The sequence below is a fragment of the Vibrio sp. 10N.222.52.B7 genome (genome assembly GCF_041474275.1).
Taxonomy (GTDB): Bacteria; Pseudomonadota; Gammaproteobacteria; order Enterobacterales; family Vibrionaceae; genus Vibrio; species Vibrio crassostreae_C.
In genome coordinates, this window is the sequence record NZ_JBFRTU010000012.1 from 132,331 (window position 1) to 147,085 (window position 14,755).

15 protein-coding genes and 2 pseudogenes are annotated in these 14,755 nt (G+C 42.7%); 11 read left to right on the plus strand and 6 right to left on the minus strand.

The genetic code is table 11. The features are described 5' to 3' along the window. Nucleotides 1–26 precede the first annotated feature (26 nt). Nucleotides 27–293 carry a DUF3081 domain-containing protein gene (locus AB4512_RS05565; protein WP_372074263.1) on the minus strand — a complete coding sequence of 89 codons (267 nt, stop codon included), beginning with the start codon at nucleotides 291–293 and terminating at the stop codon, nucleotides 27–29. 345 nt (nucleotides 294–638) lie between these two features. Between AB4512_RS05565 and AB4512_RS05570 the strand changes: the two genes are divergently transcribed. After that, nucleotides 639–1,619 (plus strand): bile acid:sodium symporter family protein, encoded by a 981-nt coding sequence (locus tag AB4512_RS05570; RefSeq protein WP_372074265.1) that lies wholly within the window; start codon nucleotides 639–641, stop codon nucleotides 1,617–1,619. A gap of 71 nt (nucleotides 1,620–1,690) precedes the next feature. On the opposite strand, the gene AB4512_RS05575 is transcribed toward AB4512_RS05570, so the two are convergent. Continuing rightward, nucleotides 1,691–2,311, minus strand: a complete 621-nt coding sequence (locus AB4512_RS05575; RefSeq protein ID WP_017062436.1) for a heme-binding beta-barrel domain-containing protein — start codon at nucleotides 2,309–2,311, stop codon at nucleotides 1,691–1,693. A 299-nt stretch (nucleotides 2,312–2,610) separates the two neighbouring features. Between AB4512_RS05575 and AB4512_RS05580 the strand changes: the two genes are divergently transcribed. Both AB4512_RS05580 and AB4512_RS05585 read left to right on the plus strand, forming a co-directional pair. Further along, nucleotides 2,611–3,504, plus strand: coding sequence for a DMT family transporter (locus AB4512_RS05580; RefSeq protein WP_017065985.1), 894 nt, complete (start codon nucleotides 2,611–2,613; stop codon nucleotides 3,502–3,504). A 205-nt stretch (nucleotides 3,505–3,709) separates the two neighbouring features. Beyond that, complete coding sequence (locus AB4512_RS05585) at nucleotides 3,710–4,129, plus strand: VOC family protein (RefSeq protein ID WP_017072063.1); 420 nt, start codon at nucleotides 3,710–3,712, stop codon at nucleotides 4,127–4,129. Between the two features lie 158 nt (nucleotides 4,130–4,287). Here AB4512_RS05585 and AB4512_RS05590 read toward each other — a convergent pair whose 3' ends face one another. Next, the gene (locus AB4512_RS05590) at nucleotides 4,288–5,187 is read right to left on the minus strand and encodes a DMT family transporter (RefSeq protein WP_372138358.1); all 900 of its coding nucleotides are present in this window, start codon (nucleotides 5,185–5,187) and stop codon (nucleotides 4,288–4,290) included. 42 nt (nucleotides 5,188–5,229) lie between these two features. Continuing rightward, complete coding sequence (locus AB4512_RS05595) at nucleotides 5,230–6,204, minus strand: LysR family transcriptional regulator (RefSeq protein ID WP_017068435.1); 975 nt, start codon at nucleotides 6,202–6,204, stop codon at nucleotides 5,230–5,232. 100 nt (nucleotides 6,205–6,304) lie between these two features. On the opposite strand from AB4512_RS05595, the gene AB4512_RS05600 reads away from it, so the two are divergent. From AB4512_RS05600 to AB4512_RS05630, 7 genes and pseudogenes are all read left to right on the plus strand, one after another. Beyond that, entirely contained in the window at nucleotides 6,305–7,657 is a 1,353-nt protein-coding gene (locus tag AB4512_RS05600; RefSeq protein ID WP_372055987.1) for an MATE family efflux transporter, read from the plus strand. Between the two features lie 200 nt (nucleotides 7,658–7,857). After that, nucleotides 7,858–8,103: a hypothetical protein gene (locus tag AB4512_RS05605; RefSeq protein WP_010430578.1), complete on the plus strand. Its 246-nt coding sequence runs from the start codon at nucleotides 7,858–7,860 to the stop codon at nucleotides 8,101–8,103. Nucleotides 8,104–8,422: 319 nt separating this feature from the next. Next, on the plus strand, nucleotides 8,423–9,427 hold the full coding sequence (locus tag AB4512_RS05610) for a response regulator (RefSeq protein ID WP_029235568.1): 1,005 nt from the start codon (nucleotides 8,423–8,425) through the stop codon (nucleotides 9,425–9,427). 1 nt (nucleotide 9,428) lies between these two features. Further along, nucleotides 9,429–9,869, plus strand: a complete 441-nt coding sequence (locus tag AB4512_RS05615) for a PAS domain-containing protein (RefSeq protein ID WP_017062430.1) — start codon at nucleotides 9,429–9,431, stop codon at nucleotides 9,867–9,869. A gap of 778 nt (nucleotides 9,870–10,647) precedes the next feature. Beyond that, nucleotides 10,648–11,691, plus strand: coding sequence for a GMP reductase (locus tag AB4512_RS05620; RefSeq protein ID WP_372174599.1), 1,044 nt, complete (start codon nucleotides 10,648–10,650; stop codon nucleotides 11,689–11,691). Nucleotides 11,692–11,807: 116 nt separating this feature from the next. Next, nucleotides 11,808–12,224: pseudogene (locus AB4512_RS05625) on the plus strand (hypothetical protein); the annotation flags it as partial. A 2-nt stretch (nucleotides 12,225–12,226) separates the two neighbouring features. After that, nucleotides 12,227–12,424, plus strand: coding sequence for a hypothetical protein (locus tag AB4512_RS05630; RefSeq protein ID WP_372074273.1), 198 nt, complete (start codon nucleotides 12,227–12,229; stop codon nucleotides 12,422–12,424). Here the strand turns inward: AB4512_RS05630 and AB4512_RS05635 are convergent. Further along, nucleotides 12,417–13,616, minus strand: a complete 1,200-nt coding sequence (locus tag AB4512_RS05635; protein WP_372074275.1) for a hypothetical protein — start codon at nucleotides 13,614–13,616, stop codon at nucleotides 12,417–12,419. The genes AB4512_RS05630 and AB4512_RS05635 overlap by 8 nt on opposite strands. Nucleotides 13,617–13,737: 121 nt before the next feature. Beyond that, the gene (locus AB4512_RS05640; protein ID WP_372074277.1) at nucleotides 13,738–14,175 is read right to left on the minus strand and encodes a hypothetical protein; all 438 of its coding nucleotides are present in this window, start codon (nucleotides 14,173–14,175) and stop codon (nucleotides 13,738–13,740) included. 177 nt (nucleotides 14,176–14,352) lie between these two features. On the opposite strand from AB4512_RS05640, the pseudogene AB4512_RS05645 reads away from it, so the two are divergent. Further along, nucleotides 14,353–14,640, plus strand: a pseudogene (locus AB4512_RS05645) (KilA-N domain-containing protein); the annotation flags it as partial. Between the last annotated feature and the right edge of the window lie 115 nt (nucleotides 14,641–14,755).

Sequence of the window (14,755 nt, forward strand, 5' to 3'; positions counted from 1 at the left end):
CCGTTAGCCGTTAGTCTGTTCGCGTTTTATGGAGAAGGTTCAGTGGCAAGCATACCCATACAATGCTCAATAAATTCAGAGTAATTTGAAGCGTTGCCGTACTCAATTTTTAGCGAACCGTGAAACATCAGCGTCACCGTGACGTCTTTATAGCTTAGCCAACAGGTGTAACCGTCGTAATCATGCCAAGCCGTCATTTCGCCAACTAGATATTTGTTGTCCCGTTGCTCACCGGAAGAGCGAATAAACTCAAATACTCTGAGAAATTCAATAATGGTGATTCTGTTGTCCATGTGTTACTCCCGCTGCGTCATCTTTGAGAATAGGCTGATCTTTGGTGTTTAGATTGCCTACGTCTTTCTTTCATATCCTTACGGCTTACCTCTGTGCCCCGATCACTGAAAGGGTCTTACCTTCTCGATAAACCGCTGTTTTCTAATATTTCATCATCATTCCATACATCTGTTCAATCCAGAGCGAAGCGTGCGTAACAAACTCGAATAACAACGTTAACCCTCAAGATAAAGACGAGCTTAATTTGCGTTTATGGTGGTTAATTAAAATTAGAGTCGATAGGATAAATAGCATCGGAGCCTTGTTATTGGCTGAAATGGAATCTACAGAAAGTGCGTGTCAACATGATAGAAAAACTGAAAAAGGAATGGTTTCTTGTAGGGATGGTGGTGGCTATGGTCGTTGCTGTTTTTACGCCGGATTGGGGCAAATCGGGTGGGGTACTTCATCTCGATACGGTGACTGTTCTCGGCATCGCTTTGGTGTTTTTCTTACACGGTTTGGGTTTGTCTCCCAAAGCCATTCTTGAGGGGCTTTCGAATTGGAAGCTGCATGTTTTTGTACAAAGCGCGACATTCTTAGTTTACCCACTGCTTTGGGTGATATTCGGGCAAGGCTTTGTCGCTTATATGCCAGCAGCTCTGGCCTTTGGTTTCTGTTACCTCTTCGTATTACCGAGTACGATTTCGTCTTCGGTCGCGATGACGGTGATTGGAAAAGGAAACCTACCGGGTGCGATATTCAATGCATCACTTTCTAGTATTTTAGGCGTGTTCATTACGCCTCTACTGATCCAGCTCTTTATGGGGTTGGAAGGTGCAGAGCTAAACCTGATGGAATCGGTGATCTCTATATCTAAAATGCTGCTATTGCCAATGATTGTCGGCCAGTTGATGCGCCCGTTACTTTTTGAACGGACTCAGAAACACAAGTCAGTGGTCAATAAGTTAGATAAATACGTGATACTTCTGATCGTCTACAGTGCTTTCTGTGACTCTATTGAACACGGTATTTGGAGCGACTTTTCACCAATGCTGTTGTTGCTGTCAGCGGTGATTTGTTTAGTGGTATTGATGGTGATGGTACACGGCATTCAATGGAGTGCCCGAAAGGTTGGATTCAATCATCAAGATGAAGTCGCGGCAGTATTCTGTGGTACTAAGAAGACCTTAGCGGCAGGTATTCCTATGGCTAAGGTGATCTTTGCTCACAACCCTAATCTAGGGATGATATTACTACCAATCATGCTTTATCACCCGATTCAGATCTTTTACTGTGCAGTGCTAGCCAACCGTTACGCCAAGGTTGATACACAATCTAGTTAAACTTGTTTGTTGTTACAAGTACAACAGAAAAACGCCTTTCACTTCGCTGTGAAAGGCGTTTGTATTTGAATCTACTTCACTTTAATTAGAGTGCTTGAATCTGTATGAGCAAATGCGTTGTCGTAGATCTCTAAGCCTGTTGTTTGAGAGTACGTCAGCGTATCGTCTGAAATGCTAATGTTCATCGTGAAGCCCGTGGTGGTTGCGTTGTCCGTCATGTATTCGGACTCAGCGATGCCACGCTTAGACGCAACTAACGTCATTGTATCGCCAGCAGGGCCTTCTGCGGTGACACATGTGGTGCGTGGTACGCAGTAAGAGTTGTAGACGACCTGATTTTTTTGGTCGTAGATGAAGTAGCCACGTTGATCGTGGAACTTAGAGTCGTCGGCCTTTCTGAATACTTCTTGTTTGTAGTACAGAGCAACCAGATATTGATCGCTGGCATTGGTTGCATCTGCCGCAACCTCAAACGTCATTACTTCATAGAATGGTGTAACCGCGGGACCACCTGCACCCACTTCTGTGCCTTCTTGGCCTGGAGAAATATCAACGCCGCCAGTTTCGACTGATTTCCATGTGCCGACTAACTTTGCGAGTGGACCAAAATCCATACCATTGATTGTGTTGTGGTCGGCTACTGCTGGAGCCGAGATTACCGCTGCGATACCAAGTGCTAATAATTTTTTCACTTTAACTTCCTTTTTTGTAATTATCTGACCACATTAAAAGTAAGGTTATTGTGAAGCCAATTTATTAACCCAGATCAGTGTTCTTGGTTAATATGAAAGCGATTTGTAACTTGATGTATCAGTCAATAAGAGAATATTAATGCGGCTAAATATTGAACGAATAGCTGTGATTTGTTCATCGAGGTTTAATTCAAAATTGCATTAGTCTGAGCCTTATTAATTTTGCTATTACACATTTCAAATTCTCATGTATGATGTGCGCCCATAATTGTATGACAAATGTGTAATCTTACTTCTGTATGAATAAAGCTGTTAACCACGCCATTTTGCTTTTGGTGCTCGCAAACCTACTTGCGTCTTTTTCAGACGTATCATTGAAGATACTGAATGGCGAAGTCCCTACGTTCCAGTACGTGTTTATCCGTCAGCTATTGAGCGTGATCTTGTTGCTTCCATTTTGGTTAAAGTTACCGAGAGAGACGCGTATGAAAGGCGGTTGCCGAATCAACTTCTTAAGGGCTCAATTTATCTTAGTGGGGAGTGGCTGCGCGATGATCGCCATTACACACCTTACTTTGGCGACAGCAAACGCGATGTTCTACGTTGGACCAATCCTTATGCTGCCTTTGTCGATCGTGCTGTTGAAAGAAAGGCCGACATCTTCAAAAGTGATCGCGACCCTGATTGGTTTTGTGGGCGTATTAATCGTGTTACGCCCTGAACAATTTCATTGGGCGGCGATTGCTGGGCTAGGCAGTGCGCTTGCGATGGGCGTGGGTAATATCTTGATTAAACGCTTGAATGCAGAGCAACACATCATCTCAACTCTGTTCTGGACCAGCATTATGACTCTGCCACTTGCACTGGCATTAGCGCTGCCAACTTGGTCTGCGCTCGAATGGCGTCATGTTGGTTGGATCATGGCAATCAACTTGTTCGTACTTGGATACCATGCGCTTGTGGTGGTGGCTTACAAAAAAGCACCGGCCAACCAGATTGCGCTCGCCGAATATTCTGGGTTGGTGTTCGTAACATTGTTTGGTGTTATGTGGTTCGATGAGATTCCAGACATCCTGACGCTGGTGGGCATTAGTCTCATCGTTATTCCAATGATGCCGATTAAATGGAAGAAGGTTTTCAAGTGGAGAGACCGAGCCGCTTTAGAAGTTGAGGTTACTCCGCCTAAACCATAGCGGCTTGTCTCTCAGTCATTCTGGATTCCAAATAAACCACATCAGGGAAGGTCGTCTAAACTTAGGGTTTGTATCGCTTCAAAATACGACAATTTGGGCTCTAAAAACGTTCTCGAAATAAATGCAAATTAGTGCTTTACCTCAACTTAACTTGAGGTATTAGGATATGCAACGTTGCTTACGAGAATACTTTAAGGAGAGAAGAATGATCCAACTTGAACATGTGAATTTAGTGGTAAAAGATATCCCAGAAATGCTGGCTTTCTATAAAGCGGCGTTCCCTCATTGGTATGTCCGTGATGAGGGAAAAGGGGAGTGGTCAGGTAAGCCACGTAACTGGCTGCATTTTGGCGACGAGTACCAATACATAGCAATAAGTGATCACGGTGAAGGTGAAAATAGAGATTTGGCTGGGCATTCTGTTGGTCTCGCACACTTCGCTTATGTGACCAATAATATCGAAAGTGTCACTCAACGCCTTGTTGATGCGGGCTTTCCAATTGCCAAACCCGGTGCCGAAGAACCTTATCGAAAAAATGTCTACTTTGTGGATCCTGCAGGCTTTGAGATCGAGTTTGTTGAGTATTTGAGTGATGATCCTAAGTTACGAAATGCCACGAGTTAGTTACGTAATACGCCGCTTTGTTAAAGTTGGTTAGCTGAATGAAAGCGCGCTAGAGAGCATTTATAGAAAAGGGCATTGTGGAATAATCCGCAATGCCCTTTTTAGGTCTATGCAATAGCTGATTATTTAGCTGATGTTTAGCTCAGTTGTTGGGTTGTTTATTTAGCCTTAAAAGGCACCAACAGTTGTTTGCCAAACACATTAATCAGCGCGCCAGTCACAATCAGGCCACCGCCTAGATAAGTCCAAATTGATGGAATCTCATTGAAGATCCACACGCCTAACAGTGCTGAGAATACGATCTGAACGTAAGAGTAAGCTGAAGCCTTGCCTGCTGCTTGGGTTTGCATCGCTTTGGTCAAACCGTATTGGCCTATCTGAGTGAAAATACCGACTAACACGAGCATCACGGTTAAGAATAGACTTGGCCATACAAAGTCGTTCCAAATAAGGACTGTCGATATTGGCAGAGCAACCAGTGGGAAGTAGAAGATGATGACAGAGCTGTCTTCCGTCTGGCTCAGCTTTCTCACAATCACATAAGCAATTGAGCTACCAAACGCACCACATAACGCCACCATAATGCTGAATAGCGGTAACTCGCTGCTCGCGCCGCTGTTCATGCTTGGTTGAACCATCACCAATAATCCCGCTAGGCAGAATGCAATGCAGATCATGGTCGATTTCTGGACGCGTTCTTTCAGGAACAACACACCGAGCAACGCGGTAAAGACCGGATGTACGTATTGTAGAATGGTCGCTTCTGCTAACGGAAGAGTGGTTACAGCGTAGTAAACACACATCAGTGCTGCAGTACCTACTGCGCCACGAACAAACAACAAAGGTTTGTTATTACCCCAGATCGAAATGCCTTTTCGTTTTACGTCGATGTAGCTGATGATCAAAGACACCAACGCTCTTGCTGCAACGATTTCGAATACAGGAATGCCATAATTGCTGATGTATTTCACACAAGCTGACATCAGTGCGAATCCAAAAGCGGAGAGGATCATGAATCGAACCCCAACAGGGATTTGTGAAAAAGAGAAAGAAGACATAAAAATATCAATCGGTTGAGGGAACAGGAATCATAACTTAGTTTAGAAGAGCCGACCAAAGTCTTTGTCCTGTTCTATTACACCAAACCATTGATATTGCTGTGCGAGTACTTTCAGCAACTCGATCTCTTTTGTTGTCTCTTCTCTAAGCCATTCAATAAGGTCGTTGATGATAGGCGTGTGACTACGCTGGTGCATGAAGTAAGTCCAAGCACTGTGTTGGATTTTTGCATTTCTAGGGCAGTACAAGAAGCCTCGTTGGAGATCTTGTTGAACTAACAACAGATCCGTGACCGTAACCCCTTCACCGGATAGACAGGCACTGAGCGCCATATCTAAAGACAAGAAGCTGGTATTTCTGACAGGTTTCTTTGGTGGGAATTCAACATCGGCCAGCCACACTTTCCAGTCGTGATGATCTAAGGTTGGATGCAGCCTTGGCAAGGTTAAGATTGAATCAAGGTCGGTGTCTTTGGTGGTTAAACTAGTAGAGCAAACCGGCGCCATGAACTCTTCACGCAAGAAGGTAATGTCAGGTGCCTTGTCATAGCGTTTTTTGAAACGCGTGTGGAAGATCAGTAGATCATACTCACTACTATTAATCGATTCGTCTTCCTCAATCACAGGAACAATGACTATCTCATGATCTTGATAACGCTCGTTTAATTCCCGAACTTTGGAGATCAATACTCGCGTCGCGAAACTCAGAGTCGCTTTGATCACGATACGCTTCTGCTTGGGCTCACTCCAAGAGGCGATAACAGCTTCGATATTACCGTAGCTTTCTCGCAAAGCCACATACAAATCATGACCTTGTACCGTTAATTCTATGGCTCGATGCTTACGAATAACCAGTGATGCGTTTAACTCATCTTCAAGCTGTTTGATCTGTCGGCTGATCGCACTTTGTGTCACATGCAGCTCTTCGGCAGCCAGAGTAAAGCTCATCAGCCTTGCGGCAGCTTCAAAGGCTTTTAAGCCATTATGTGATGATGGCAAGCTAGGATATGGGGTCATAATTCGTTCGCATGAGTTTATGGAATGTTAGAGTCGCAAATTTATCAATTGAACGCCAGCCTCATCGATCGTATTTTGGGCGAAATTAACTGAGGCGCTCATGAAAAAAATACTCACTCTTGCATTCCCTTTGATCATTTCACAGCTGATCTCTATGGCTTTAGTCCTTACTGATGTTTGGATGATGTCGCGTATCAGTGTGTCAGCCCTTGCGGCTGGTGGCTTAGGTGCCTCAATCTACTTTTTCATCTTCATTATTGCGAGCAGCACCGTGGGTTGTGTCGCGAATTTGATTGCGATCGCTTATGGTCAGCGAGTAGCTCGCCCTGAGTTTGGTAATACTCAAATTAGATTGGCGGTGAAAGGCGCAACCATGTTGGCATTCGTGCTCAGCGTGACCTTAATGGCCAGCTTCTGGTTTGCTCCGTTGGTATTAGAAGCAGCCAAACAGCCACCAGAAGTGATCACTTTAGCCATGGAATATGTCCATGCTTTGAAGTGGGTAATGTTGCCTTCGCTTATCTTGTTGGTACTTCGTGGCTTAACCAGTGCGTTTGGCAACGTGCGCTCCATTCTTGTGATGTCGATTATCACCGTAATTCTGAATGTGCCAGTGAGCTACTTTCTCACCTTCCAATTAGACATGGGCTTAACAGGTTTAGGGCTTGGTACGGCTATCGCGGCATTTATCGTGATGGTTGGATATACGGTTTGGGTATTTAAGCGTGACGAGTTTAAGCAGTTCGCCCCTTGGCTAAATACAGAAGAGTATTCAATCAAGTTGATGAGCCCATTGTTGTTGATGGGTCTACCTATCGGCTTGGCTGCTTTACTTGAGCATGGCTTGATTTACGGTGGCACCTTGATGGCGGGCACGATCGGTATTGCTTCGTTAGCCTTGCACCAAATCTTGCTGCAATGTTTAAGCTTTACTTGGAACTTCAACTTCGGTTTCTCGCAAGCTGCCGCAATTTTAGTAGGCCGTGATTATGGCGCGGGCAACTACGAAGGCATCAAAAGAACCTCGATTCAAAGCTTTATATTGGTGTCGGTGTTGAGTGTGGCGTTGTCGGCCGTGTTCATTATATGGCCTGAGATGATCGCTTCTATCTTCAAGTTAGACGATGGCACGGGTGCAATGACTTCACTACTGGCTTCTGTGATTTGGGTCGTTGCTTTGTGCTTTATTGTTGATGCTTGGCAGCTACTGGCGATTAACCTGCTAAGAGGCATGAAGATTGTCTCTATGCCAACCGTGATGACTGCCATCGGTTACTGGGTATTTGGCTTGCCTGCGGCTTGGTATTTGATGCCTAAGTTCGAATTGGCAGGGATTTGGGGCGGAATCGGTGTTGGCTTAGGCGTGACAGGTATTCTGCTGCTTATCCAATTGATGCGTGTCATTCAAAAGAACAACCAATCTCCAGATTTGTCGAATCATGCTTATACGTGATTTGCTTGTGATGCTCGCCTTTACCATGGAACCTTGAACGATAAACGTTGTATTGCTGACCGAGAACTATCAATTAGCAACAATGACCTATAAGCCCTAAATTGCGTACTTCGTAATTTAGACCTTGGTCTTACAGAAACCGAGCTAAAAGGTGACTAGAATGATTTGAGTTGCTCACCGTTTTATCAAGGAATACACAAATGGAAGTTGGATTGTTCTGGGCTGAAAAAGGAATGTTAGTGCTTGGCGCACTGTTTGTTTTGACGAGCATGATGCAGTACGGAAGACGCAGTAGCGATTGGAAAGGCGTGATTACGATGTTCTACAAGCGTATCCCAATGAACATCGCCGAATACAAATGGTATCGCCTGGGGATCGCGTTGTTGGTATTTGCTGTGATCATACGTTTCGCATTACTGATTTTATGGCCTTCATATCAGTTCTAGTTCTCTTGCATTAGCTTTGTTGGATAGCTCTCTATCATGGCTACATAAAGCCGTTCAATGAATGAGTCAGTCGAGCCTTAATAAACCCGCTTGTTAAGGCTGCTGTTAAATATAATAGTGCTATTACTCAACAGCAAGGATTGGCTATTACCTTTGTAGCATATTGTTTTTCATGAAGAATAATGCGAAATAATAGCTTACCCACCTGTTTCATCATTCTTACTAATAATCTGCACATAAATCCATTCACCCCGTACCTGATACCATAATGTTCTGTTACACTCGGTCGAATTAGCTTTAATTTGTCAGTGGTGCATTTATGTCGTTCCCAGTTCTTATATGTGATGATTCTGCGTTAGCAAGGAAGCAGATGGCTCGATCACTGCCTAGTTCTCTAAATGCCGATATAACTTTTGCTGTTCATGGGCTTAACGCACTTGAAGAGCTCGCTAAAAACCAGTTTAAACTGATGTTCCTTGATCTCACCATGCCGGAATTAGATGGCTATGGCACATTGGAAGAGATGCAACGTTTAGGTGACACTACACCCGTTGTGGTTGTTTCTGGTGATATCCAACCAAAAGCGCAGCAGAAGGTCATGGACCTTGGTGCTAAAGCGTTTTTGAAAAAGCCGATTGATAAAGAAGCGTTAAAAGCGATTCTACGTGAGCATGTTGAGCCACCAAAACAGCCTCAACTTATTACGCCAGCACCGCTAGAGCTACCGATTCTGCGCCGACGTGACATCTATATGGAAGTTGCGAACGTTGCGATAGGCCGTGCAGCCGATGCATTGGCGCGCCATTTTAATGTATTCGTTCACTTACCATTACCGAACGTGAACATCTTCGAAGTGAGCGAATTGCACATGGCACTTCGTGACTTGGCTGACAATGACCAAGTGTCGGGTGTTTGCCAAGGCTTTAGTGGAGAAGGCATTGCAGGTGAAGCATTAGTCTTGTTGAGTGATTCCAGTGTGAGCGATCTTAAGAAGCTCATGAAGGTGCCAACAGAAAGCGAGCAGCTAGAAGAATTAGAGTTGTTGATGGATGTATCGAACATCTTAGTCGGCTCTTTCTTGAATGGGTTAGGGGAGCAATCAGAAGTTCGTTTCTTCCAGAGCTCTCCTGTGCTGCTAGGTCAACACATCTCGATTGATTCGGTGATTGAAAATACCAGCGGCTCATTTAAAAAGACCATGACGTTCGAAGTCAGCTACAACATCGACGGCACGTCCATCCGTTGTGACCTTCTATTTATGTTTGTTGATGAGTCTCTGCCTCTTCTAGATAACAAATTGGCCTACCTAATGGAGGAGTTTTAATATGTTGAATCTTCCTGCTGAATTTGAACAGTTCCACTGGATGGTAGACATGGTTCAAAACGTCGATATGGGGCTGGTGGTCATTAACCGTGACTTTCAGGTACAAGTTTGGAATGGCTTCATGACGCACCATAGCGGTAAGCAATCGCATGATGCGATCGGTAAGTCGATCTTTGAGTTATTCCCTGAAATTCCTGAAGAGTGGTTTAGGCTTAAAACAAAACCGGTTTATGACCTAGGCTGCCGTAGCTTCATAACGTGGCAACAAAGGCCTTATCTGTTTAAGTGCCGAAACGTGAGGCCAGTAACTCAGCAAGCCGACTTTATGTATCAGAACGTCACGCTTAACCCGATGCGTTCTCCAACTGGGCAAGTGACATCCTTGTTCTTGTCGATTCAAGATGCGACTGCTGAAGCTCTGATGTCTCAGAAAAAGGCTTGACGTACCTTAAGGTGAAAATTGAATCGCCTTATAAGAGCACTCTGAAAACCAAATAAAAATGGCCAAGGTTAATCCCCTTGGCCATTTTTGTATCTGATCCTGTAGTAATGAGTTCGAACTAAAGAAAGGCGTTCCGTGTTCGTTAACTTTAGTCGAGTTGTTGTTAGGCTCTATCAACAGCGGCTTGTATCCGCTGGGTTCTCATAAATAAGCGCATCTAACCTGCCATATTTTGTGGACTTTACCCCGCTCATCCAAGTTTCGAACGTGCTAATCGATCTTGCCTTTGTACTTTATAAATTTCAGGGCTAATGAAAGAGGGCTGAGATCGGCACTCGAAGCGAAAAAAGTCAGAAAAAAATGAAATTATTTAAGAAAAAACGCGTTTTTTGATTCAAGAAAAGTGTGATTTTTATGTGATTAAAGGGCACTTTTTTCACAAATTTGCCTTATCGAAGATTTTTTCGCCGAATTTGCAAGGGAAACGTTTGCGCAATAAACCGACAGCGTTTGCGTGAATATGTTGTTAAGTTATTAATTACTATGAATTTAGTAGGAAATGACGGGCAGGAAGCTTTTACCAGATATGGAATCTTTGAGAGGATAGCACAAAAAAAAATGAAATATCAGACTTGCTGTTAGTAAATCACAGCCTATAATGCTGAAAACCGGAGCGTCTGCCAACGCTCCGGTTTTTTTGTGTCCGAAACTCAGTAAAGCGTCTGCCAACGCTTACCGAAAACGCACGACACGTAATATGATTACAGGACAAATTATCATGCGTATCGAACAAGAACTTAAGTTAGGTTTCAAAGATGTACTCTTCCGTCCGAAGCGTTCTACCCTTAAAAGCCGTTCTCAAGTTGAATTAACCCGCGATTTTACATTCAAGCATAGCGGTCGTCAATGGTCTGGTACTCCAGTAATTGCAGCGAACATGGATTCGGTAGCAAGCTTTGAAATGGCAGCTGCTCTAGCAGAGCACGGTGTTATGACTGCAGTACACAAGCACTACACAGTAGATCAGTGGGCTGAGTTCGCAAAAACAGCAGACAAGAAAACGCTGAACAACGTATTTGTTTCAACAGGTACTTCTGAAGCTGAGTTTGAGAAAACTAAGCAAATCATGGCGCTTAGCGACGAATTCGTATTTATCTGTATTGATATCGCTAACGGCTACTCAGAGCACCTAGTTGAGTATGTACAAAAAGTACGTGCTGAATTCCCGACTAAAGTTATCTCTGCTGGTAACGTTGTAACGGGTGACATGGTTGAAGAGCTAATCCTAGCTGGCGCAGACATCGTTAAGGTTGGTATCGGCCCTGGTTCTGTTTGTACTACACGTGTTAAAACAGGCGTAGGTTACCCTCAACTTTCTGCAATCATCGAGTGTGGCGATGCAGCACACGGCCTTGGCGGCATGATCATCGGTGACGGTGGCTGTTCATGTGCGGGTGACGTATCTAAAGCGTTCGGCGGCGGTGCTGACTTCGTAATGCTAGGCGGCATGCTAGCAGGTCACTCTGAGTCAGGCGGTGAAGTAGTAGAGCAAGACGGTAAGCAATACATGAAGTTCTACGGCATGTCTTCACAGTCGGCTATGGACAAGCACTCAGGTGGTGTTGCTAAGTACCGTGCTGCGGAAGGTAAAACTGTTTTACTTCCATACCGTGGTTCTGTTCACAATACAATTTCTGACATCCTTGGTGGTGTACGTTCAACTTGTACATACGTAGGCGCAGCAAAGCTTAAAGAGCTAACTAAGCGTACGACTTTCATCCGTGTACAAGAGCAAGAGAACAACGTATTCGGTAAAGAGTAATCTGAACGAGTTCGAATAGTTTGAAGATCAAGAGCCGCTTTTTAGCGGCTCTTTTTTTTGTCTAGGGACAAAAGCTACGATTGTTGTGCTACTAGAGTTGCTGGAAATCGGTAGTATTGTTTGAACTCGGCTTTATGTTTGGCCAACCGGATAAGCCTTTTATTCGTTGCGTGCTGCCACTTGGTTTCAAGCTACCAGGTATCAAAGAAGGTGAAAGCCGATACCAACAACGCAAAGGCGTTTATCAGTTGGTCGACCAGAAAGGCAACTTTGAACGTAAGACAGACCAAGCTGACAAGCTTGAATGCCTAACTCAACAAATCAAAGAGCTAGAAAATCGAATCGCTGAAATTGATGGGAACCACACCGAAACCGTCAAAGGCAATAGAACCATAAAAGCTAAGAATATTACCGAAGACGCTGGCACCATCAAGTCCAATGGCGGAAAAGGCGTTTGCACTGGCACAGGCATTTGCCCCTTCATGGGAAAACCGCATGTCGATGTATCATCCACAGTTTATGCAGGGAAGTAACAATGGCAATAAGCAAAGTATCATTAAAGCAAAAGATAGAAACAGAATTGAAAGCCCAGGGCTTTGTGCTCGATGGTCAATTCGCAATGGCTGGCATGATGGCTGAAGCCATAGCAAATGCAGTAGTCGATGAAATAACTGCAAATGCGATGGTTGTTGTTGATAAGGGGTGTTCAGCTGGTAGTTATAAAGTTATTTGACAACTCGTGGTTGGAATGTGATTTGTTTAAAGTGAGGTATTTCAAAATACTTACCGCTTTGCTGTTTTACAACCCCTTCACTAACTAACCAGTATTGTTTTTTTTTGAATGTGTTAAAAGATAGCTTATCTCCCGCAGCCTTCAAATTTCCTTCTAATAGTAAATGTGAAAATAATATTGGAGAGATTTCATCAAGTCTAAATAAGCGCTCTTCATTAATAATGCATGTTGACTTTATTAAATCAATCTCTGTTTTAAGATTATGATAGTCATCTAGTTGACATTCCTTAGATAAAAGAATGGAGAGTGTTTTATAGATGACATCAGATTCAACTTTATAATGCGAGCAACCATAAGTGGCGTGTTTTATCGCTCTAAAAATATCGGTTTGAGGTCGAACAAATTCGTACCAACATGCAGATAACTGAGTCGTACAACCCTCTACGCTATTATGCCATTTGAAATTGATTTTCTTATTTTTGGGGATATTTGCAGTGAATAAATCGAAGAAGGTAATTCTCTGACAAAATTCATACAATGTATCAGATAGTTCGTTATGAGCTACTTGAGCTGCAGCTTTATGATGTGCAGATGTGATTTCATTCTGAAGTATGTATATACTATCATATGTGGTTCTAATACTTTTAAAAATCAAGCTATTATTCACATTTTCAGCTGATAGGGATGTGTTAATTTTATCTATGAGTCTTTGTGTAATATGCTCGTACTTTGTATAGGCAATTTCAGAGTGCTTATCTTCTTTGTCTTTACGATTGCTTTTTATATTTTGAAAAATTAAAAACGCTAATGTTAAAACCGTGCCGAGAGCAGCAAACACACTTGCACCAGCGTTTACTGTTTCTGATGATAGAAGATTATCTTGTGTTTTAATTAATTCGTTAGATGGTAAAACTAATTTATTTACGATGGTAATGGCAGCACCTGAGATAGGTAAAGATGGTTTAGCTAGAGCATCTGTAATATCCTTAGTAAGCATGCTAGGATTTACTTCTGGAAAACTTGAATCTTTTGTTGAGTTTGTTTTTATTCCAAGGAAAATAATAATCAAAATACCGACGATAAATATTGAGATAGATGAACGTTGAGAGTTATCATCTTTTTTTTGGTTTGATAAATATTGAAAGGTTGTTAGTAGCAAAGCCGCTAATGCAATAATTGCAGCGAACCACATAGCCCAATTTCCAAATTCAGTCGAATTGAATGAATAGATATTTCCGGATAATAATAAAGTAAGAATACTGAGAACTGCGATACTTATGGAACCACAAATCAGTGATATGGCCTTAGAGCTTCTATTCATGAGCTAGTTTTCTATGTTTTAGGATAGCAGATTTTAATTGTGTGTTTTGAATAAGTATTTCATCGGCTCTTACTCGTTCTTCGTGGTTTTTCAGTTGTTCACGCTTTAATTCCGATGATAAAAAATCTATTTGTTGTTGTTGAATTAGTATTTTATTTTGAGCATTGTTCAACAAAGTAGATACTTGCGTATCAAATTTTGTTTCGAGAGTTGAAATATTTATTTTTGACTTAGAGGTGCATGTACCTAACTGAAGCTTTAAATTTTGTATTTCTAGATCTTGTTTTTTAGCTTGGTGTTGTGTGTATGGTTTGATTATAAAGTACGCAATCATTACACTAAATAAAATCCCGATAAGGATAGTGCCGATAGCCAAGAAAGCTAATTCTTTAGTGGTATCAGTAGTAGAGTATCTGTCTGTGTTTTCCATGTTTTTCGCTCAATCAAAATTACATGCGCATTCTACACGATATGCAACGTTATTAAACGTTTGACACCGATCTTCTACATCGTTGACCTGTAACGGCACTGGCAAAATCCAGTGTCGGGATTGAGACCCCGCTTTATTCTTCCGGCGCATAGACGCCAGCATTTTGCTGGTTTTTTTATGTGCGGCTTCGGCACGCTGTTTCGTAAGTGCGGTAGTACTAACCTTGTTCAGTTCATCACCCGAAGATTAGTACCTTTGTGTGGTGATATAAAAATCACGTACGGAGGCCGTCATGCTAATCTTACAATCCTTTCTAAAGACATTCGCACACTCGATAATTTGTATTCTCTAAACGATCTGCACAAAGCGAGTGGTGGACACAATCGACATCGTCCAGGTATTTTTATTAAGAATCAGCAAACTCAAGAACTGGTAAATGAAATTGAGCAAAGCAGTAATTCCTGCTCAGAAATGTGTTTGAGAGGTGTGGCTAGTTACGAATATCGAACTTTTGTACCAAAATATCAACAACTTATGATTTTTTAACATAATTTCAACATAAAGAGCCGCTTTTTAGCGG